Origin of the sequence: Devosia oryziradicis, from assembly GCF_016698645.1 — a bacterium.
In the GTDB taxonomy this organism is placed as follows: domain Bacteria; phylum Pseudomonadota; class Alphaproteobacteria; order Rhizobiales; family Devosiaceae; genus Devosia; species Devosia oryziradicis.
Map to the genome: position 1 here is coordinate 2,617,974 of NZ_CP068047.1, position 20,669 is coordinate 2,638,642.

Annotated in this window: 22 protein-coding genes and 2 tRNA genes; 7 read left to right on the forward strand and 17 right to left on the reverse strand. The window is 62.5% G+C overall.

Translation table 11 applies throughout. From position 1 onward, the window contains the following. The first annotated feature begins 48 nt into the window (after positions 1-48). Positions 49-660 carry a PAQR family membrane homeostasis protein TrhA gene (gene trhA, locus JI749_RS13135; RefSeq protein WP_233280753.1) on the forward strand — a complete coding sequence of 204 codons (612 nt, stop codon included), beginning with the start codon at positions 49-51 and terminating at the stop codon, positions 658-660. 4 nt (positions 661-664) lie between these two features. Here the strand turns inward: trhA and JI749_RS13140 are convergent, their stop codons facing one another. Both JI749_RS13140 and JI749_RS13145 read right to left on the reverse strand, forming a co-directional pair. Then, positions 665-1,147, reverse strand: a complete 483-nt coding sequence (locus JI749_RS13140) for a DUF192 domain-containing protein (RefSeq protein ID WP_233280754.1) — start codon at positions 1,145-1,147, stop codon at positions 665-667. 12 nt (positions 1,148-1,159) lie between these two features. Continuing rightward, positions 1,160-1,783 carry a cold-shock protein gene (locus JI749_RS13145; RefSeq protein WP_233280755.1) on the reverse strand — a complete coding sequence of 208 codons (624 nt, stop codon included), beginning with the start codon at positions 1,781-1,783 and terminating at the stop codon, positions 1,160-1,162. Positions 1,784-1,959: 176 nt separating this feature from the next. Between JI749_RS13145 and JI749_RS13150 the strand changes: the two genes are divergently transcribed. The 4 genes from JI749_RS13150 (at position 1,960) to JI749_RS13165 (ending at position 3,250) form a co-directional block, all read left to right on the forward strand. Beyond that, positions 1,960-2,376 (forward strand): VOC family protein, encoded by a 417-nt coding sequence (locus JI749_RS13150; RefSeq protein WP_201654669.1) that lies wholly within the window; start codon positions 1,960-1,962, stop codon positions 2,374-2,376. A gap of 125 nt (positions 2,377-2,501) precedes the next feature. Then, the gene (locus JI749_RS13155; protein ID WP_201654672.1) at positions 2,502-2,978 is read left to right on the forward strand and encodes a YcbK family protein; all 477 of its coding nucleotides are present in this window, start codon (positions 2,502-2,504) and stop codon (positions 2,976-2,978) included. Positions 2,979-3,049: 71 nt separating this feature from the next. Continuing rightward, positions 3,050-3,124: transfer RNA gene (locus JI749_RS13160), tRNA-Glu, on the forward strand. Between the two features lie 51 nt (positions 3,125-3,175). Then, positions 3,176-3,250: transfer RNA gene (locus JI749_RS13165), tRNA-Glu, on the forward strand. An 84-nt stretch (positions 3,251-3,334) separates the two neighbouring features. On the opposite strand, the gene JI749_RS13170 is transcribed toward JI749_RS13165, so the two are convergent. The 6 genes from JI749_RS13170 to JI749_RS13195 form a co-directional block, all read right to left on the reverse strand. Next, the gene (locus JI749_RS13170) at positions 3,335-4,570 is read right to left on the reverse strand and encodes an SAM-dependent methyltransferase (protein WP_201654675.1); all 1,236 of its coding nucleotides are present in this window, start codon (positions 4,568-4,570) and stop codon (positions 3,335-3,337) included. A gap of 185 nt (positions 4,571-4,755) precedes the next feature. Further along, a complete protein-coding gene (recJ, locus tag JI749_RS13175) occupies positions 4,756-6,546 on the reverse strand; it encodes a single-stranded-DNA-specific exonuclease RecJ (protein ID WP_201662833.1) in 1,791 nt (596 codons plus the stop codon). A 91-nt stretch (positions 6,547-6,637) separates the two neighbouring features. Next, positions 6,638-7,624, reverse strand: coding sequence for a class II fructose-bisphosphatase (gene glpX / locus JI749_RS13180; protein ID WP_201654678.1), 987 nt, complete (start codon positions 7,622-7,624; stop codon positions 6,638-6,640). A gap of 37 nt (positions 7,625-7,661) precedes the next feature. After that, the gene (locus JI749_RS13185; protein WP_233280936.1) at positions 7,662-9,002 is read right to left on the reverse strand and encodes a homoserine dehydrogenase; all 1,341 of its coding nucleotides are present in this window, start codon (positions 9,000-9,002) and stop codon (positions 7,662-7,664) included. 218 nt (positions 9,003-9,220) lie between these two features. Continuing rightward, complete coding sequence (locus JI749_RS13190; RefSeq protein WP_201654683.1) at positions 9,221-10,057, reverse strand: EamA family transporter; 837 nt, start codon at positions 10,055-10,057, stop codon at positions 9,221-9,223. A 150-nt stretch (positions 10,058-10,207) separates the two neighbouring features. After that, positions 10,208-11,422, reverse strand: a complete 1,215-nt coding sequence (locus JI749_RS13195; protein ID WP_201654685.1) for an LL-diaminopimelate aminotransferase — start codon at positions 11,420-11,422, stop codon at positions 10,208-10,210. Between the two features lie 436 nt (positions 11,423-11,858). On the opposite strand from JI749_RS13195, the gene JI749_RS13200 reads away from it, so the two are divergent. Further along, positions 11,859-13,181, forward strand: coding sequence for a glycosyltransferase (locus tag JI749_RS13200; RefSeq protein WP_201654687.1), 1,323 nt, complete (start codon positions 11,859-11,861; stop codon positions 13,179-13,181). A 33-nt stretch (positions 13,182-13,214) separates the two neighbouring features. Here the strand turns inward: JI749_RS13200 and JI749_RS13205 are convergent, their stop codons facing one another. The 8 genes from JI749_RS13205 to JI749_RS13240 form a co-directional block, all read right to left on the reverse strand. Next, positions 13,215-13,862: an SdpI family protein gene (locus JI749_RS13205; protein WP_201654689.1), complete on the reverse strand. Its 648-nt coding sequence runs from the start codon at positions 13,860-13,862 to the stop codon at positions 13,215-13,217. Beyond that, positions 13,859-14,128 (reverse strand): metalloregulator ArsR/SmtB family transcription factor, encoded by a 270-nt coding sequence (locus tag JI749_RS13210; RefSeq protein ID WP_201654691.1) that lies wholly within the window; start codon positions 14,126-14,128, stop codon positions 13,859-13,861. The genes JI749_RS13205 and JI749_RS13210 overlap by 4 nt, the downstream gene beginning before the upstream one ends. Positions 14,129-14,252: 124 nt before the next feature. Continuing rightward, positions 14,253-14,612: a VOC family protein gene (locus JI749_RS13215; protein ID WP_201654693.1), complete on the reverse strand. Its 360-nt coding sequence runs from the start codon at positions 14,610-14,612 to the stop codon at positions 14,253-14,255. A 134-nt stretch (positions 14,613-14,746) separates the two neighbouring features. Next, positions 14,747-16,120, reverse strand: a complete 1,374-nt coding sequence (locus JI749_RS13220; RefSeq protein WP_201654695.1) for a dicarboxylate/amino acid:cation symporter — start codon at positions 16,118-16,120, stop codon at positions 14,747-14,749. Positions 16,121-16,293: 173 nt separating this feature from the next. After that, on the reverse strand, positions 16,294-16,929 hold the full coding sequence (locus JI749_RS13225; protein ID WP_201654696.1) for a hypothetical protein: 636 nt from the start codon (positions 16,927-16,929) through the stop codon (positions 16,294-16,296). A 78-nt stretch (positions 16,930-17,007) separates the two neighbouring features. Next, positions 17,008-17,493, reverse strand: coding sequence for a 30S ribosomal protein S9 (rpsI, locus tag JI749_RS13230; protein ID WP_201654697.1), 486 nt, complete (start codon positions 17,491-17,493; stop codon positions 17,008-17,010). 1 nt (position 17,494) lies between these two features. Further along, a complete protein-coding gene (gene rplM, locus JI749_RS13235) occupies positions 17,495-17,959 on the reverse strand; it encodes a 50S ribosomal protein L13 (protein WP_201654698.1) in 465 nt (154 codons plus the stop codon). Positions 17,960-18,272: 313 nt separating this feature from the next. Next, positions 18,273-19,337 carry a COX15/CtaA family protein gene (locus tag JI749_RS13240; RefSeq protein ID WP_201654699.1) on the reverse strand — a complete coding sequence of 355 codons (1,065 nt, stop codon included), beginning with the start codon at positions 19,335-19,337 and terminating at the stop codon, positions 18,273-18,275. A 76-nt stretch (positions 19,338-19,413) separates the two neighbouring features. Here JI749_RS13240 and JI749_RS13245 point away from each other — a divergent pair, with 76 nt between their 5' ends. Then, positions 19,414-19,620 carry a DUF2842 domain-containing protein gene (locus JI749_RS13245; RefSeq protein WP_201654700.1) on the forward strand — a complete coding sequence of 69 codons (207 nt, stop codon included), beginning with the start codon at positions 19,414-19,416 and terminating at the stop codon, positions 19,618-19,620. 6 nt (positions 19,621-19,626) lie between these two features. On the opposite strand, the gene JI749_RS13250 is transcribed toward JI749_RS13245, so the two are convergent. Further along, the gene (locus JI749_RS13250; protein ID WP_201654701.1) at positions 19,627-20,667 is read right to left on the reverse strand and encodes a polysaccharide deacetylase family protein; all 1,041 of its coding nucleotides are present in this window, start codon (positions 20,665-20,667) and stop codon (positions 19,627-19,629) included. Between the last annotated feature and the right edge of the window lie 2 nt (positions 20,668-20,669).

Genomic DNA, 20,669 nt, shown 5'->3' on the forward strand with positions numbered 1-20,669 from the left:
TCGTGGTGGAGTCGTGAGCAGCGGCCCTTCAGCCGAGCCGAGCTGGTTGTGGACGGTGTTGTTCACGTCTTCGGACTCGTGGTCGCAATCGCGGCCGGGTCTATTCTGCTGGCTTTTGCCATCCTCCAGACCGCGCCGGAAGCCGCCCCGGCCCTCGTGGTTTATGTCGGCTCGCTGGTGGCCGTGCTGGGCGTATCGCTGGCCTACAATCTCTGGCCCGTTTCGCCGGTCAAGAAACTGCTCGCGCGGTTCGACCAGGCCGCTATCTTTCTTTTCATTGCGGGGACGTACACGCCGTTCCTCGCGGTGCTGGGCGGGACGACGGCCGGCATACTGATGACCACATTTGTGTGGGGCGCCTCGTTGATCGGCGTGGCACTGAAGCTGATCGTGCCCGAACGCTTCGGTCGGCTAGCGATCGGGCTTTATCTCGCCATCGGCTGGAGCGGGGTGCTGGTGTTCCAATCGCTGGCGCAGACCTTGCCGCACTCAACGCTATGGTTGCTGCTGGCGGGCGGCATCACCTATTCGCTGGGAATCGTCTTCCACCTGTGGGAGCGGCTCAAGTTCCAGAACGCGCTGTGGCACGTGTTCGTGGTGACCGGCGCGAGCCTGCATCTATGGGCCGTCATCGACTGCATGGTCATCCACCGGCTCTAAGCGGTCAGTTGACCGGCTTGGCCACCAGGGCGTGTTCCATCGTATCGCCTGGCTTGAGGCCGATTTCGACCGACCGGCCGCCCGGTATTTCCAGCACGAACTGCACCGGCACTTCCGAGGGAATGGACGTCACGTCGTGCGGGCGGGCATTGACGTGGATGGTCTTTACCACCCCGTCGGCGCCTACGAAGATCATGTCGAGCGGGATGAAGGTGTTCTTCATCCAGAACGACACCTCGCGCTCTTCCTTGAAATCGAACAGCATGCCGGCGTCGTCGGCCAATTCGGTGACGAACATCAGGCCCTTTGCGCGCGATTCAGGCGTGTCCACAACCTCGACGTTGAAGCTGTAGTCACCGGTGGAGGAGTGCAGCACCAGCTTGCCCTCATCGCTGCACGCCGCCAGCGGCAGTGCCACCATAGACACAGCCATTGCCACCGCGGCGCGGCGCAGCACCGGGGTGAAGCCTTGGGCAAACAGGGTCATGAGGTGATTATCCTAGTGGGAAGACGGTGCGTCGCCCCAACCATCGGGCCGGATTTCGGCGACCATAAGGCCCTTGGGACCATTGCCATAGCGCACCAGCACAAACTGGCCGGGCCGAAGCTCGGTAATGCCGAAGCGGCGCAGGGTTTCCATATGGACGAAGATGTCGGGCGTGCCCTCGCCGGCCGACAGGAAGCCGAAGCCGCGGATGCGGTTGAACCATTTGACCTCGAGGCGCACCATGCCCGAAGTCGGCTCCACCACAACATGGGTGCGCGGCGCCGGCATCTGGGCCGGGTGGCGGGCGGTTGACTCGTCCATCGAAAGAATCCGGAAGGCCTGCAAGCCACCAGGGCGATTGAGCGCCTCGACGACGATGCGCGCCCCTTCATAGGCAGTCTGGTAGCCATCGCGGCGCAGACAAGTCACATGCAGCAGCACATCGGGCATGCCATTGTCGGGGACGATGAAGCCGAACCCCTTGCCCGCGTCAAACCACTTGATGGCCCCAGAGACTTCGATCGTCGCATCAGGCCCGGCATCCGCCGGGGACAAGGCGTCACCACGGCTGGACGACCGTGCCCCGGAAGACAGCATCGCCGCATCGTCGCCTTCGCCAGTGAACTTGGCCCCCATAGTCCCAAAGCCCTTCGTACTCGCCTCGCCGCCGCGAGGTACTCCACAAGACACCTGTCACACTGTGTCCGATTCAAGCGTCGTTGTTAAGACTTTGTTTAGAATTGCAGCGGTTGCGGCGCACACCGTGGCTTGCTAGGCCACCTGCAACGATTTCGCCAACAAGGAGACGTGCCATGAAATACCTGCACACCATGGTTCGGGTGACCAATATCGAGGAAAGCCTGCGCTTCTACTGCGAGGGCCTTGGCCTGGAGGAAGTCCGCCGCACCGAAAACGAGAAAGGCCGGTTCACGCTGATCTTCCTGCGCGCGCCGGGGGATGCCGGTGGCGAAGTGGAACTGACCTATAACTGGGATCCGGAAGAGTATACCGGCGGTCGCAATTTCGGCCACCTGGCCTATCGGGTGCAGGATATCTATGGGTTGTGCCAGCATCTGAGCGACATGGGCGTCACCATCAACCGCCCGCCGCGCGATGGGCACATGGCTTTCGTGCGTTCGCCCGACGGCATCTCGGTCGAGCTCATTCAGGACGGTACCCTGCCCCCGCAGGAGCCCTGGCTGTCCATGCCCAATACGGGGAAATGGTAGCGTTAGCGGTTCGCTAACCCTGACGCTTAGCCGGTGGTTAGCGAAACCGCTGGTATTTTAGCGACTTCACAGGACTGGTCATTGCCTGTTGCGCCAACGCAACAGGCGACCTTTCGGAAGTCGCCATGCATACCATTGCCCGCTCCATTGCTGCCTTGCTGGTCACCGGCTTCATGCTGGCAGCATGTGCGCCGCTGGCCATGTTCGCCAGTTCTACCGGCCCCGGCTATGCGGGCAAGCGCAGCGACTGGGGCACGTTCGTGTCCAGCCGAGAGGTCAACGCGCTCTGCATCACGCCCAAGCTGCGGTTCCTGATTTGGGAATTCGAGGGTCACTTCGGCAAGAAAGTAATCATGAACTCGGGCTATCGCGACGACCAGCACAATGCGGCCGCGGGCGGCGCCGACAATTCCTACCACACCAAGTGCATGGCGGCCGATTTCTACATACCCGGCGTCGATAAGAGCCAGCTCATCGCCTTCGCTCTCAACAGCGGCAGCGTGGGTGGGCTGGGGTGCTATCCAGGACGGCAGTTCATTCATGTCGACGTGCGCGACCGGCCGCGCGGCTACAACCGCCCGGTGACCTTCTCAGGCTGTTAAAAAAATCCCGATTGCGCCAACAAGGGGTTGCGCATCACAAATCACCCAACTATACGACCACCAGCGCTTAGGCGCCCTTCGTCTATCGGTTAGGACGGCACCCTTTCACGGTGCAGAGAGGGGTTCGACTCCCCTAGGGCGTACCATTCCCCCTTGCTGGCGGGGCCGCTAAAAGCTAGCTTCGAGTTCCTCGCTCCGCGCCCATCGTCTAGCGGTCAGGACACCGCCCTCTCACGGCGGGAACAGGGGTTCGATTCCCCTTGGGCGTACCAGCGACCTTCCTCCACAGCATCAGCGATTGTGCCGAGGCGACGCGAAGGCTTCGCCCCGCCCCTTGCGAATGGCGTCGGGTGCGGTCAGCCGGCCTTGCGATACTGGTAGATCCCGACATCGATCGAGCCTTCGATGAAGCCCGCCTCGCAGTAGCTGAGGTAATAGACCCACTTGCGCTTGAATTCTTCGTCATAGCCCAGCGGCGCGATCATCGGCCAGCGCTCGAGGAAGCGCTCGCGCCAGAGCTTGAGCGTACGTGCATAGCTGAGGCGGAAGGTTTCGACGTTTTCGAGCACGAGGTTGTAACGGTCGCCGAATTCCTTCATCACCGTCTTGGTCAGCAGCATGCCGCCCGGAAAGATGTAGCGCTGGATGAAATCCGGCCCGCTGCGATAGCCGTCGAAATCGGCCTCGTTGATCGTGATGGCCTGGATGGCGGCTGTGCCACCAGGCTTCAACCGGTCATGGATAGTCTGGAAATAGCTTGGCCAATTGTCCTCGCCTACGGCCTCGATCATTTCGATGGAGCCGATATGGTCGTACTGGCCTTCGGTATGGCGATAGTCCTCGAACACCAGGGTGGCGTATTTGTCGAGCCCCTGGCGCGCCAGCCGCTCCAGCCCATATTTGAGCTGCTCGGCAGAGAGCGTGATGCCGCGCAGATTGGCCTTGTAATCACGCGCGACGGTTTCGGCAAAGCCGCCCCAGCCACAGCCAATTTCGAGCACGGAGGAGCCTTCCGTCACGCCGGCCATGTCGGCGACACGGCGGTATTTGGCCCGTTGCGCCTCCTCGAGACTTTGGTCGCCCGAGGTGAACACGGCCGAGGAATAGGTCATGGAGGGATCGAGCCACTGACCGTAGAAGTCGTTGCCCAGGTCGTAATGCTCGGCAATGTTCTTCTTGGAGCCTTCCAGGGTATTGCGGCGTGACAGGTGATAGTGCAGATCGCCTGCGGCCTTGCGGAAGAAGCCGGGATTGGCGTTTTCGAACATATCGCGGTTCTGAAGGAAAAACCGGAACAGGGCGGTCAGGTCATCCACCTCGACGTCCCCTGCCATGTAGGCGGCCGCGAAACCAACAGTGCCTCGCTGCATCGCCTCGCTCAGGACGCGAAAATTGTTGAGGCGCAGCACCGCATGTTCGCCCGTTGCCGGGTTGCCGACCGTACGCGTACGACCATTGGGGAAAATGACAGTCAGCGCGCCGTGGCGGGGCCTGCCGACCAGGGCCACCCCGATGCGTTCGATTGCCCAAGAGGCAAAGCTCGTCCACGGCGTAACGCCGGTATTGGTATTTTCTGCAACGGACTTGGTCATCGGGCCGCTTGATCCAAATTAAAAACCTGGTGGCGGCATTCAAAGGCCGCCTCAATCTGAGCGTCACGGGGCAATATCGAAAGCCGCTAACCGCGCTTTCTCACCTGCCCCGCGATCCACTCTAGCGGTCAGAAATGGATATGCAAGCAGCAGTTTCAATAGGCTAGCGCGGCCGGCGCCGCGGCCTAGGCCTTGGGTCTGGCAAGGTCAGTCAGTCGAAACTGCACTTGCTCGCGGCCCTGATAATGGTCGATCGAGAGCGATCCTGCAAAGTGGAAAGCCGACTCGCCTTCCCGCAGCAGTGCGTCGCCGATGGCAGTGTTGGCGGCGCGGAAGGCAATGGCCTTGAGGCGCGCGCCGTCCTCGGAGGTGAGAGCGAAGCTGACATGCCCGCCCTTCCCCACCACCTGCGCAAACTTGGCCCGGTGGGCGGGAAACGCGAAAGCCGGACCGGGATTACCCGCACCGAACGGCCCTGCCCGCTCGAGGTCGCGGACCAGATCGAGGCTCGCGCCCCGCGCCGTCAGCGCGGCATCCACCGGCAGCGCGGTGGCAGCCCGGGCAAGGCCGACATCGACGGAAAGGGCCTCGGCGAGGAAGGAGCGGAAAGGGCCTAACTGCCCCGGCTTGATGGTGACGCCTGCGGCCATGGCGTGGCCGCCACCCTTGGCGATGAGCCCGCGCTCCACCGCCTCGATCACCGCCCTGCCGAGGTCCACTCCGGGCATGGACCGGCCCGAACCGGTGCCGGCACCGTCGGGTCCAAGTGCGATGGCAAAGGTTGGGCGTTCGAACCGTTCGCGCAGGCGGGCAGCAATGAGGCCGGCCACCCCCGGATGCCAGTTTGCCGATGCCAGGACCAGTACAGGCGGCCCTTCACCGTTGCCGATCTCGAGTTCGGCCACGGCGGCTGCTTCCTCGACGGCTTCGACCTCGATGCGCTGCCGCTCGGAATTGAGTTCATCGAGCCTCGCCGCGATGGCGAGGGCGTGATGTTCATCGTCGATGGTCAACAGTTCAGTGCCCATCGCGGCATTGCCGATGCGGCCCCCGGCATTGATGCGCGGACCGATAAGGAAGCCCAGGTGATAGGGATTGATCGGGCCGCTCAGCCGTGACGCCAGGGCCAGCGCGGCGATGCCCTTGTTGTCCCCCCTGCGGGCAACTTCGAGCCCGCGCACGACAAAGGCGCGGTTGAGGCCGGTGAGCGGCACCACGTCGCAAACGGTGGCCAGCGCCACCAGGTCGAGCAGCCGCAACAGATCAGGAAGACCGGTATCGCCGCGGTTACGCAAGGTGCGGTTGACCGCCACCAGCACCATGAAGGTTACTCCGGCGGCGCAGAGATAACCCAAGCCGGAAATGTCGTCGGGCCGGTTGGGGTTGACCAAAGCGGTGGCCTTGGGAAGTTCGTGGTCGCTCAGGTGGTGGTCAATCACCAGTACGTCGGCACCCCGGCCCCGGGCATGGGCGATAGGATCGTCGCTCGTGGTGCCGCAATCGAGCGTGATGATCAGGGTCGCGCCGGAATCGATCAGCTTGTCCATTGCGGCGATGTTGGGACCGTAGCCCTCGAATATCCGGTCGGGAATATGCACCTGCGGCTCGATGCCGAAATGGCGCAGGTAGCGGGCCATCAGGGCGCAGGAGCAGGCACCATCGACGTCATAATCGCCGAATAGCGCGATCGCCTCGTTGTCCGTTATTGCCTTGGCCAGGCGGTCCGCCAGGGCATCCATCGCGGTGAGCGTGGATGGGTCGGGCATCAGCCCGCGTATGGTGGGCTCCAGGTAGCGCTCGGCTTCATCGAGTCCGACACCGCGGGCAGCGATGACGCGGGCGAGAATCTCGGAGATGCCAGTTCGCTGCGAAATGGCCGTCGCCATGCGCGTCGTCGTAGCATCCAGCCGGTCGATCCAGGTTCGGCCCGTGACGGACCTGGCAACATCGAGAAAGGGGCGCGGCGCATCGAGCATGGGGCAGAGGTAGGCGATTTGGGTGATGCTGGAAAGGGCGCAGGCGCCCACTACCCTTGGGGAAGAGGTCGGCGCTCGCCTCCAGGAGGCTTCAGCGCGCGTGCCTGGCCTTGATCCAGCGCACGGTCTGGCTCCAGGAGCGCATGACGATGGTGTTGGTCTGGACCGAATTGCGGCGCAGGCGGACCCCTTCGAGCAACGTGCCGTCGGTGACACCGGTTGCGGCCACCAGCACGTCGCCCGAGGCCAATTCGCCGGCATCATAGATGCGGTTAGGGTCTTGGATGCCCATGGTGAAGGCCCGCTCGCGCTTGGCCTGTGTATCGAGGATCAGCTTGCCCTGCATATGGCCGCCGATGCAGCGCAAGGCGGCAGCGGCAAGGACGCCTTCGGGCGCACCGCCTGAGCCGAGATAGATGTCGATGCCGGTATCCTCGGTATTGACTGCATGGATGACCCCCGCAATGTCGCCGTCGCTAATCAGCTTGACGGCAACGCCCGCGGTGCGCAGGTCCTCGATCAGGTCGGCGTGACGGGGCCGGTCGAGCACGATCGCGGTGATTTCACTCAGCGGAACGCCCTTGGCCTTGGCCAGTGCCGTGACATTCTGCGTTGCCGTCCAATCGATATGGACGGTCCCAGGTGCATATTCGGCGCCAATGGCGATCTTGTGCATGTAGACGTTGCGCGCCACATTGAGCAGGCCACCGCGCTCGGCCATGGCGAGAACCACGATGGAATCGGGCTGGTTCTTGGCGCAGAGCGTCACACCCTCGAGCGGGTCGACCGCGATATCCACCTCGGGGCCCTGCCCGGCGCCGACCGATTGCCCGATGAAGAGCTCGTCGCACTCATTGGCTTCGCCCTCGCCAATGACGATGCGTCCCGAGATCGACACCCGGTCAAGTTCGGCCTTCATGGCCTGCACGGCAGCCTCGTCGGCGGCCTGCTCATTGCCCTTGCCGCGCCACTCTGCGGCGGCCACCGCGGCGCGCTCGGTGACGCGTACCAATTCAAGGGTCAGGCTGCGGTGGAGATTGGCGGGGCTCTTGGTGCCCTCTGCCTTGCTCAGTTTCATCTTTCCTCCCGGGGCCTGATGAGCCCGGTCGGGGTTCTCAGAGCGTTTCTATCCGGATCAACTGCGGCTCACCGACGATAAACCCGTCGGCGGCGATCTGCGCAAGCGATTCACGCACCGCCGATTCCAAAGTCTGTTGAGTGATCATGACCACTGTGCGCGTGGGCGAGCCGTCCAACGCGACAGCCTTAGCGTTCAAATCCGACCGCTGAATGACGGAGTCGATGGAAATGGAATGCTCCGCCATGCGGCTGGCAATTGCCGCCAGCGCACCCGGGACGTCCTTGGCGTTGAACCGGATATAGTAGCCGCCGTCGTGGGCCCGCATCGGCGCCTGTTTGAAGGGCAGCAGTTCCTCGCTTGGGACGCCAAGGGGCGGCACGCGGGTGCCGCGGGCGATGTCGAGAATATCGGACAGAACCGACGATGCCGTCGGCGGGCCTCCCGCGCCGGGCCCTGCAAGCAGGAGCTCGTGGACATGGTCGGTTTCGAGCGCCACCGCGTTCATCACGCCATCGACGCCGGCAATGGCTGAGCCCTTTGGAACGAAGGTAGGGTGCACGCGCTGCTCGATGCCCTCATCGGTGCGCTGCGCGATCCCGAGCAGCTTGATCTTGTAGCCGAGTTCGGCGGCGACCTTGATATCGTGCTGGGTGATGCGCGAGATGCCCTCGACATGGATCTGGTTCGGCGCAATTTCGTAGCCGAAGCACAACGTAGCGAGAATCGAGAGCTTATGAGCCGTGTCAAAGCCTTCGACGTCGAAGGTGGGATCGGCCTCGGCATAACCCAGGGCCTGCGCATCCTTGAGGCAGTCGGCAAAGCTGATGTCCTCATTGCCCATGCGGGTGAGGATATAGTTGCAGGTGCCGTTCATGATGCCGAACACCTTGGCGATACGGGCCGAACCCAGGCCTTCGCGCAGGGTCTTGATGACCGGAATGCCGCCGGCGACGGCCGCTTCAAAGCCCAGTTGGGCACCCGATTCCTCGGCCATGCGCGCCAGCGTAACGCCATGCTTGGCAAGCAGGGCCTTGTTGGCCGTAACCACCGGGCGGCCGATTTCAAGCGCTGCCTTGACCGCAGCGAAAGCAGGGCCGTCCTCGCCACCGATCAGTTCGACGAAGAGATCAATGCCGTCGGATTTTGCCAGCGCCACCGGATCGTCGAACCAATCGAGCCCGGAAATGTCGATGCCGCGGTCGCGGGAACGCGAACGCGCGGCGACTGCCGTGACGACAAGCTGACGTCCCAGCTTCCTTGTAAGTTCGGCGCCATCCTTCTGCAGGATACGCACGAGCGTGGCCCCGACATTGCCCAAACCCGCCACCCCGACGCGCAGAGGTGCCTGGGCCTCGCCATCGCCGAAATCCTGCATCGCCTTGAGAATGCGAGCGCGCGTATCCGAACGCGGTTCGCGGCCTTCGCGCAGGTCGAAAACGAACAGTGGATCCCCCGCTACGGTGCGGCCGAAGCGGGTCGGCGTCCATCCGCGGGCGGAAATGAAGGATTCGACGGATTGGCGAAAGGAGGCGATGTCACTCATGGGGGCGACATCTGCATAGGAATATGCCTAGCCGTCAATAGGAGTTTGTTTCAGCCCGCATAGCCGAGACAAATCGCCCCTGCAGCGACGACCAGGCCTGCCGCGATGCGGAGCCAGGTCAGCTTCTCGCCAAGAAACAGCCAGCCGATCACGATGGCAAAGACTACGCTCGTCTCGCGCAGCGCGGTGATGGGTCCCGCTGGGCCCATCGAGAACGCAATGACCACCAGCGCATAGGAAACGAGCGCAACGATGCCCCCGCCAAGAGCCTTGCGGGTCTCGACCGAGCGCAGGTCAACCACCAGCTTGCGGCGAACCAGCAGGAAGGCCAGTGGCAGCAGCGTGCCGTAGCCGATGAAAACCCAGGCTGCATAAGCGCCAGCGTGTTGCGCCGCATGAACGCCGATGGAGTCCACGGTACCGTAGCTCGCAACGATAACGCCTGTGGTGAAGGCAAACGCGAGCGAGGTCCAGGATGCCCTGCCCCGTCCCAGTGCCAGGCTCATGATGCCGGCCGCCACCATGGTCACGCCGATCGCCTGGACCAGCGTGGGTTGCAGACCGGTCAGCAGGAACGTGCCAAGGGTCACCAATAGCGGCGCCGTACCCCGGACGATGGGATAGACTTGGCCAAGTTGCCCGTGCCGATAGGCGGCGACGAGGAAGAAGGTGTAGCCGACCTGGAGGATCGAAGAGAGCGCGATGTAGGGCCAGGCGCCGACCGCCGGGAGGGGAAAGGCGAAGGCGAAAGGTATGGCGATGATGGTGCCGGAAAAGCTCATGACCGTCACGGTCCAGAGCCGGTCGGCGCCACTCCGGAGAAAGGCGTTCCAGGTGGCATGCATGATGGCGGCAAACAGCGCCAGGCCAACGACGAGAGGGCTCATCCCTGTTCGAGGGGCCGACTGGTTGCAGGTTTGCGAAGAAGCGCCATGCCCGCATTGAACACGGCGCCCGTGGGCCGTCAACGCCCGGTAGATCCGACGCGGGTACAGGCGAGTCTTCCCTCCCCCTTGGCAAGGGGGAGGGAAACGAAATTAGCCGACCAGCGGGACCACGTTGCCGGCACCGGTCTTGGAGCCGAGCAGCTTCTTGATGTTGCGAGCGGCCTGGCGGATGCGCTGTTCGTTTTCGACGAAAGCCAGGCGGATATACTGATCGCCATACTCGCCGAAGCCCACGCCGGGTGCGACGCCGACGCCGGTCTCCTGGATGAGGAGCTTGGCAAATTCGAGCGACCCGAGATGGGCGAACTGGGCCGGAATGGGCGCCCAGGCAAACATGGTGGCCTTGGGCACCGGAATATCCCAACCCGAGCGGCCGAAGCTCTCGACCAGCACGTCGCGGCGGTGCTTGTACACTTTGCGAACTTCCTCGATGACGTCGTCCGAGCCATTGAGCGCGGCGGTGGCAGCCACCTGGATCGGGGTAAAGGCGCCGTAGTCGAGATAGGACTTCACGCGGGCCAGCGCCGCAATGAGGCGCTCATTGCCGACGGCAAAGCCGACGCGCCAGCCGGGCATGGAATAGGTCTTGGACATCGAGGTGAATTCCACCGTGATGTCGATGGCGCCAGGGATCTGCAGCACCGATGGCGGCGGATCATTCTCGTCGAAATAGATCTCCGAATAGGCGAGGTCGGAGAGGATGAAGATCCCGTGTTCCTTACAATACTTGACCACCTCGGCATAAAAATCGAGCGTGGCCGTATAGGCCGTGGGATTGGCAGGATAATTGAGGACCAGCGCGATCGGCTTGGGAATGGAGTGGCGCACCGCCCGATCGAGCGAGCGCATGAAATCTTCATTCGGATCGGCCGGCATGGAGCGGACCACGCCACCGCTCATGATGAAACCGAAGGAGTGGATGGGATAGGTCGGGTTGGGCACCAGGACCACGTCGCCGGGCGCGGTGATGGCCGAGGCCATGTTGGCGAATCCTTCCTTGGAGCCCAGCGTCGCGACAATTTGCGTATCGGGGTTTAGCTTTACGCCAAAGCGGCGGCCATAATAGCTCGCCTGGGCCTTGCGCAGTCCGGGAATACCGCGCGACGTCGAGTAGCGATGGGTACGGCCGTCCTTGACCGTTTCCTGCAGCTTGGCAACGATGTGATCGGGGGTCGGCATGTCCGGATTGCCCATACCCAGATCGATCACGTCGACGCCTTCGGCACGCGCCTTGGCCTTGATCGGGTCGATATGGGCAAAGACGTAAGGGGGAAGACGACGGATCTTGTGGAAGTCTGCGCTCATGATTTCCTCGGCGGCTCCTGCCGGTAACCCTTACGGATCCCTTGGGAGCCTTGACTGGCCGCGACGCGCTCGGTGCGCCATGCCTCTGTTTGAGGCCGTGATTATCGCGGAATTATGGTTGTGAACGGGTTAAGTGACCCCTGCTCTGGGGCCGATCTCGTGTTCGGCTCTTCCCGGCCCGGGCGGGGCCACGCGGGAAGAGCTAGCGGGCGTTTGCCGCCGCCACGAGGGCAACGCGGGCCACTGCACTGCCGGTGAGCAAGGCTCCAACGCTAGCAATAGTGTACAGAGACTGCATGTCCCTTGCCCTTCAGATGCGATTTTTGTAAGGAAATCAGCTATCGACAGGCCGTTCATAAATCCTCCCCGGGGTATTGTAAATGGTCCGGAGGACGCCAACCTTCGGCTCCAGAACGGCGTATGGTGAGGTAAGACTTTGAAGCGCATTGCCCTGGTGACGATCGGCACGCAAGGCGACGTTCAACCCTATCTGGCTCTTGCCATAACCCTGAAGGAGCGCGGCTACTCGGTGGTGCTGGGTGCTTCGGAAGAATTCCAGGGCATGGTCGAAGGCTACGGCATTGAATTTCATACGCTCGGGCCGTCGATCCAGTCATTCCTGACGCAGCAGCGATTCGAGAACGCGATGAGCCAATCGATGCTCATTAACGGCCCGTCCCTGCTGCGGCAGGGCCAGCAGATCGTCGATACAGCGGCGCGGCATGCCTGGCATATGTGCCAGGGCGCCGACATGCTGATCCTCAATATGAATACCAGCTTTGGCATCGACATTGCCGAGGCGCTGCATATTCCAGCGGTGATGGTGGCACTGCAGCCGCTGAACTCGACAAGCGAGTTCCCGCTCTGCATCTATTACGACTACGGCGCCGATTTCGGCCCGGCCTTCAACAAGCTGACCTACACGGCCATGACCGTGCAGCAGATCTACTACAACCTGCCACGCAACAAGCTGCGCCGCGAATTGATGGGGCTGGAAGCCCGCAAGAAGGGCGGCTTCTTCCGCAATACCGACGGCACCTCGCTGACCACGCTCTATGCCTATTCGCCGGTGGTCTCGCCGCGTCCGCGCGACTGGCCCAAGAGCGCGATCGTCACCGGATATTGGCAGCTCAAGGATCGCACCGACTGGCAGCCCTCCCCCGAGTTCCAGAAGTTCCTCTCGGAAGGTCCGGCGCCGGTCTATATCGGCTTTGGCTCGATGCCATTCGGCGCCGAGCGCAATACCAGGATCCTGAAGGAAGCTGTGAGCATGTGGGGCGGCCGGGCCGTCGTCGCTCGTGGCTGGGGCGGCATCAATCCGCACGACCTGCCTGACAACATCTTCGCCTTTGAAAAGGCGCCGCACGACAAGTTGTTCAAATACGTGTCAGCCGTCGTTCATCACGGCGGGGCCGGCACCACGTCGGCTGGGCTGCATCTGGGCCGACCGACCTTCGTGGTGCCGCAGACGGTGGACCAACCCTATTGGGGCCGCCGCGTCTATGAACTGGGCTGCGGGCCCAAGCCGGTGCGTCTGCGCAAGCTGACCTCGGAAATCCTCGCCGGTGCGCTGGCTGACCTGTCGACCAACGAAAGCTACCGCCGCAACGCGGCCGAAGTGGCCGAACAGTTGCATGGCGAGGACGGCACGGAAAAGGCCATCAAGGTGATCGAGCGCGTGATGGCCAACTACGTGCCCCGGCTGCCCAAGGCCAAGAAGATCAAGAAGGTCAGGCCGGCGCTGAAGCTGGTGGGCTAAGACAACGGTTGGCGCGAGGGGCTCCGCCGCGCCTTAGTTGCCGCCCCTCGACGCCAGCCGCTGGCTATAGATAACGCCTAGCAGTAACGGCAGGATCGCGGCGGCCAGCACACCGGCGAACAGGATCAAACTGTTGCCTGTCACCAGCGACAGCAGCAGGAGCAAGCTGCCAGCGAGCATCGTGGCAAGGCCGGCAAACCTATGGGTCGCGGCCCAGTTAGCGGGGTCGGCCAGCGTGGTCCTGATGCGGATGCCGCCATAGCGATTGGGCTGGGATTTCGGCATGACATTGCCCAACACAATCAGCAGGGCTGCCACGGCCCAAGCAGCGACCCTGGCAACGGCGAAATCGAACTGGAAAACCAGCACGACCTGGAACGCCAGGATCATCGCGAGCAGGACCGGCAGCACCGCATCCATCACATGGCGTCCACCCGCCAGCCGCTGAGGGCTGGCGAAGCGACCGATAACCCAGAACAGGACCACCATGCTCAGGCCAAGGATTGGCATCAGGATGAGCGCGTCGTCTCGGCCGGCAAATCGGTCGGGTTGACCGAAGAGGTCAAAATGCACGGGCAGTCTTGCGTCGGCAGGGATGCGAACGAAACCGGCAATGGTGGTGACCGCAAGCAGCGAAAACAGAAGGTGGTTGAGGCGGGTGAATACGCGTAGCGCGGTCATTGGCTTTCGTCCTTGAGCGAGAGGAGACCAGCCAGAGCTGCCTCCAGGATACTGGCATTGAGGTGATAGATGAGACTGGTGCCCTGCCGCTCGACCACCACCAGTTCGGCATCCCGAAGCTTGGCGAGGTGGACGGAGATAGTAGGCTTGGCGATGTCGAAGTGCGAAGCCAGTTCGCCCGCACTCAGTGGACCACGCTTGAGCAATGCCAGGACCTTCCGCCGCACGGGATGCGACAGTGCTTCGAAGACGGTGTTGATCCCCATGGACCATCTCTGCTATTTCGTTCATGCACTAATTAGTGATACGACTAATTAGTGTCAAGACGAAACATGATCTGAAAAAAAGGGGAGGTCCGGCCTCCCCTCCGGATTGACCATTGCGGGTTAATCACGCGCCGGCGTGGCAAACCACCTCGATGTTGTTCCCGTCCGGGTCGAACACAAAGGCCGCATAGTAGGTGGGCGTATAGTCTCGCAATCCAGGGGCCCCATTATCCCGGCCGCCATTGGAGAGCGCTGCGGCGTGGAAGGCGTCGACCACCGCCCGTTCGGTCGCCGTAAAGGCCAGATGAATGTTGGAGTTGCCCTTGTCGTCGGCGCTGAGCCAGAGATCGGGCGTTTCCCGGCCCATGCCTGCCACGCCAGGATATTGCATCATGACGGTATAGCCCAGTGGCGCCAATGCGGCCTGATAGAAGGTGAGCAGACGATCGAACTGGGTGGTGCGGAGGCCGATATGGTCAAGCATGGAAGTGCTCCTGTTGTTGCATGTTCCTGGTCGCATGAGGCTGCTGACAGCACATGGCATGAGGATGAGGGAGCGCGGCGCAAGAAAAAGGGGAGGCTCTCGCCTCCCCTTTCAGCATTTGCGATTGGTCGCCCCTACTCGGCCGGCACGGCTTCGCCGGTATCAAGGGCCTCAATGCTCTCGCCGCGGTCATAGACGGCCTGGTCGAGGATACCCTGTCGCTTGGCGACAATGGTCGGGACCAAGGCCTGGCCGGCGACGTTGACCGCCGTGCGGCCCATGTCGAGGATCGGATCTACGGCGAGCAGCAGGCCGACACCTTCGAGCGGCAGGCCAAGGGTCGAAAGGGTCAGCGTCAGCATGACGGTGGCACCGGTCAGGCCCGCGGTGGCAGCCGAGCCGATGACCGACACGAAGACGATCAGCAGATATTCCTGGATGCCGAGCTGGATACCGAAGAACTGGGCCACGAAGATGGCCGAGATCGCCGGGTAGATCGCCGCGCAGCCGTCCATCTTGGTGGTAGCGCCGAGCGGCACGGCGAAGGCTGCATATTCGCGCGGAACGCCCAGGTTCTGCTCGGTGATGCGTTCGGTGACCGGCAGCGTGCCGATGGAGGAACGCGACACGAAGGCCAGTTGGATGGCGGGCCAGGCACTCTGGAAATAGCGGATCGGGTTAAGCCCATGGCTCTGCAGCAGCACCGGGTAGACCACGAACAACACCAAGGCAAGGCCGATATAGATCGCGGCGGAGTACCAACCCAATTGGGCCAGCGCATCCCAGCCATAGACCGCCACCGCATTGCCCAGCAGGCCGATGGTGCCGATCGGCGTCAGGCGAATGACCCACCACAGGATCTTGTGGACGATCTTGAGGAACGAGCGATTGAAGGCAAGGAACGTATCGGCAGCGGCACCTACCTTAAGCGCCGCGATGCCAACCGCGATCGAGACCACGAGGATCTGCAGAACGTTGAAATTGAGGCTCGTCGTGGCACCGCTGTCAGTGACGCGGGTCGATGCCTGCAAGCCCAGGATATTGGACGGGATGAGGCCCTTGAGGAAATCCAGCCAGGAGCCGCTTGACGCTGGCGCCTTGGCGGCGTCTGCCAGCACGGCCGTGTTCAGGCCCGGCTGTATGATCAGGCCTAGGGCGATGCCGATGGCGACGGCAATCAGCGCGGTGATGGCAAACCAGAGCAGGGTTTGCCAGACCAGCTTGGCCGCATTGTTGAGCTCACGAAGATTGGCAATCGAGGCCACGATGGCGGTGAACACCAGCACGGGAACAAGTGCGCGCAGCAGCGATACGAAAGTCGAGCCGATAGTGGCCAGCGTCTGGACCAGCCAGTTGGGATTGCCCGCGGCGTCAGGGCCCATCTGGCGGGCGATGTAGCCGAGGACCAGGCCGATGACCATGGCGGCCAGAACCTGGAAGCCGAAGGAGCGATAGAATGGCTTGGGCGCGCGAGCGACCCGAGCGGCGGAAACGGATGTGGGAGACATTGAGCAGACCTGCTTTTGCCAAGGCAGCCCAACTATTGGGCGACACGCCTTGAAATTAAGCACGATTCTAGCCGGATGAACGATAATCCGCGACGCAAGGCGTTGCGTATGATAGCCCGCTGGCGAAATTTTCTATTGGGCCGGAACAGTTTCCGGCAATGACCATGCGGCACCTAGCGATTGCGGACTGCGCGGGTGATCAGTGCGGCCAGCCCCGCCGGTACCAGGGTGGCCGCGACGAAGCCGGCGACGAGCATGCCGAGCCCCAGGTCGAACCATGCCATCGCGAGCAGGCCAAGCCCGGCCGCTCCATAGGCCAGGCCTGCCGCGCGGTGGACAACAATCCACGCGAAGTCCGAACGCACCGGCCAAGGCATGCGCAAGCCGGCATAGGTGTGGCGCTCTGCCTCGAACAGCACGACGCCCAACAGGACCAGCACCACGCCCAGGGCGTAGGCGGTAACCCGGACGAAGTCGAGATCGGACCCTGCCCCGGCCAGAAGCAACCCGAGCTGGGTCGCCGCCACCACGCTCATCAGCAGCGTCAGGGCAGGATCGAGAATATGCTGTGACTTCGAGAACTGGTTTTTGGTCAGCGCCCGACCGAGCAGGAAGAAGGCGGCCATCAACACGACTTGCAAGACCGGCGCGACAAAGATCACCTCGCGCGGCCACAGCCAGTCAGCCGCGCTGCCGGTCCAATGCGCCTGGTAGACATAGTCCGCCGGGATGCGGAAAAGACCGACGCCGGTCATCGCCAGCGTCACGGTAAGCAGCAGCAGGTGGAAGCGAGTGACGAGGACTTGCATGGCTTTGGGAGATGGGTTTGCCAGGGGCAAAAAGAAAGGGCCGGTCTCCCGGCCCTTTCGACAAACACGATCCGAAGCTTAGCGCTTGGAGAACTGGAAGGAACGACGGGCCTTTGCCTTGCCGTACTTCTTGCGCTCGACCACGCGGGAGTCGCGGGTCAGGAACCCACCCTTCTTGAGGATGGGACGCAGGGCGGGCTCGAAATAGTTCAGCGCCTTGGAAATGCCGTGACGGACGGCACCGGCCTGGCCGGACAGACCACCGCCGGCGACCGTGACGACGACGTCGTACTGGTCGTTGCGGTCGGTCGCCACGATCGGCTGCTTGACGATCAGCTGCAGAACCGGACGCGCGAAGTAAGTGGCGAATTCACGGCCATTGATGACCAGCTTGCCCTTGCCGGGCTTGATCCAGACGCGCGCAACGGCGTTCTTGCGCTTGCCGGTGGCATAGGCGCGGCCCTGGGCGTCGAGCTTCTGGACATGGACCGGAGCGGTGTTCACGGCCGGAGCGGCAACAGCCGAAGTGCCGAGGTCTTCGAGGGAGTTGATGGTTTCGGCCATGTTACTTCACCCGCGCATTCTTGGAGTTCATCGCAGCAACGTCCAGCTTGGCCGGGTTCTGCGCTTCGTGGGGATGCTCAGCGCCGGCATAGACGCGGAGGTTCTTAAGCTGGGCGCGGGTCAGCGGACCGCCCGGCATCATGCGGCGGACAGCGTTCTCGAGCACGCGCTCGGGGAAACGACCTTCCAGCAGCTGACGCGCGGTGCGGTCCTTGATGCCGCCGGGGAAACCGGTGTGCCAGTAGAACTTGTGCTGGTCCAGCTTGCGGCCAGTGAGCTTCACCTTGTCGGCATTGATGACGACGATGTTGTCGCCCATGTCCATGTGCGGGGTGAAGGTGGGCTTATGCTTGCCGCGCAGGCGCGAGGCGATGATCGAAGCGACACGACCCACGACCAGCCCTTCGGCGTCGATCAGGACCCACTTCTTTTCGATCTCGCTCGGTTTTGCCGAGTAAGTGCTCATGCTTTGAATTCCCTAGAAAATTTGGGGCTTGCAGCCTTCATCCGGGGAGGAAAGCGGCGTGTTCGGGCGGTCGTGTATGAGGGATTCCGGATGCCGTCAAGAGCGATGATTTTGTGTTGCAAAATCAAAGAGTTAAGTTTACGGTATTATGTTACCGTATCCGCGAGCCTTGCCTTGGCCACCGCGCGTCACCCGGGCTTGACCCGAGGGCACTACACTTTTCGATGGCTTCGCAAGTGAAGACCCCTCGGGTCAAGCCCGAGGGTGACGTCCGGTGAAGGTGGCATTATACCGCCACCTGCATCGCCATCGCTTATCGCCCTGCCCGCCGCATGTCGGCGATGTACGCCACCGTGGCCCCGGCGAGCATGAAGGCAAGTGCCTGATGCCCAACGGCAAGCGAGATTGGAACGGCATGGAGTAAGGTCGCAACGCCAAGACCCACTTGCAGCAGAACGAGCAGGCCCAGCCGCGGTAGCCAGCCGTGTACGCCGGCAAAGCCTTCGGATCTGTACTGACGCCAGAGCATCACCGCGAGGTAGGCCACGATGACATAGGCGATGCAACGATGGATGAACTGCACAGTGAGTGCGTTCTCGAAGAGATTGCGCCAGGCCGGTTGCATTACCCCCAGGCCGTTGGGGATGATGGCGCCATCCATCAGCGGCCAGGTATTGTATCCCAGGCCAGCATCGAGCCCTGCTACGAAGGCCCCTGCCCCGATCTGCAGGACGATCAACAGCAAGAGCACCATAGCCCACCAGATATTGCGGCTCGCGACGCGCCCGGTGATGCGACCGGGCTCGAGCGATCGTGGCACGTAGACCAGGGCGATGAACAACAATGAGGCCGCCGTCAGATGCGCAGCGAGGCGGTATTGGGAGACCGAGGTCAGTTCAGTCAGACCGGACGAGACCATCCACCATCCCAGCGCGCCCTGGAAACCGCCTAGAACGAAAAGTCCGAACAGGGGCCAGGCCAGTTGCGCGGTGAAGCGTTTCTGCACAAGAAAGACCAGGAAAGGCACGGCAAACAGGACGCCCAGCAGGCGCCCGAGGAGGCGATGCAGGTACTCCCAGAAAAAGATGACCTTGAAGTCGTCAACCGTCATCCAGGAATTGTTGACCTCGTATTGCGGGATCTGCTTGTAGGCCTCGAACTCAGCCTGCCAATCGGCATCGCTCAGCGGCGGAATGGTGCCGGAAATGGGCTTCCAACTGGTTATGGAAAGGCCTGACTCCGTAAGCCGCGTAATCCCACCCACGACCACCATCAGCAGCACGAAACCGGCCATGGCATAAAGCCAGATGCGCACCGGGCGCAGACGATCGCTGGCTATGGTCGTTTCGCTCAATGCGGCATTTTGGACTGAAGTCACGGCAGTTTCCCGGTGTCGGTCGGCAAGCCGGAGTGGTATGCCCGAGGCAACGTCCCTGCAATAGGCGCGATGCCGCATGACCCAGCGCAGCCGCAAGGCTCTCGGAATCTTGTTGATCCTCGGCTCGATCGTGGCCTGGCTGAGCCTTTTCACCTCGGTCTACCTGGCGTTTCCGCCGGGCCTGCCGATCTGGGTCCTGATGCCGTACTTCGTCGTTGCCGGCATGGGCTGGTTGTACCCAGCCATGTGGATCATCCGCTGGATGGCCCGACCAGACGCCTGAGCGGCATCAGCCCGTCAGTTTACCCATAGCCGAAAATATCGCTCCCGTAGCAAAAACATCGACATAGCGGCGAGACTGAAAGTAGCCGTTGAGCGAAACGCGCGGCAAGGAATGGGGCGACTTCGCGTGTCGACCGTAGAGACCGCCGGGGCGGGTAGTGACCGCCGATTTGAAGCCTAGCTCGCGGGCAAGTTCGAATTCACGAGGGCCGGCGGAAAGCGGTCCGCCCAGCGGGTAAGAAAAGTGTGTCGGTTTCTGGCCGAACTGGGCAAGCAGGATGTCGGCCGACTGCGCCATTTCACTGCTCGCCTGCTCGATGGGCAGCTTGGCAAGCTCGTAGTGATGCACAGTGTGCGCACCGATGGTGCACAGCGGTTCCCCGGCAAACAGCCGCAGTTCCTGCCAGTCCATGATCAGGTCACGGCACTGCTTATCGAGGTCATAGCCATAGGCGTGGGCAAAGCTGCGCACGAGTTGCACGCGCTCGGCTTCGGGCATCCGACGCATCTGCCAATAGAGCGTGTCGAACGCCGCGCGTTTCTCGGTGGTCGTCCGGGTATCGACGTAATCCGTCTCGCCGCCCGAGGTCATGGCAATGGCTTCCTGCCGGCCGATAATGTCCTCGATGGCCTGCCACCAGAGTTCGCCGACGCCATCAACGAGCGCCGTGGGGACATAAAGTGTGAAAGGGGCCTCATGGCGCCGCAGGATGGGAAGCGCGTGTCGCAGATTGTCCCGATAGGCATCGTCGAAGGTCAACACAACGAAGCGGCGGCCAGCGTGTGGCGCAGCCAGGCGATCAAGTGCTTCGTCCAGGCTGACGATATCAAGACCAATGTCGCGCACCCGCTCGATGACATATTCCAGAAAAGCGGGTTGCACCTGAAGGATGGCGTTTGGGGAAAAGTCAGCGGGCTCTTCGGGCAGGACACGATGGAGGGTGAAGATAACGCCGCGGGACGAAGACAAGGCACGGATCAGGCCCGGCAGGCGTGATAGCCACAGGGCCTCGAACAGCGCTCGAATGGCCAGATACTTCACTGACATGG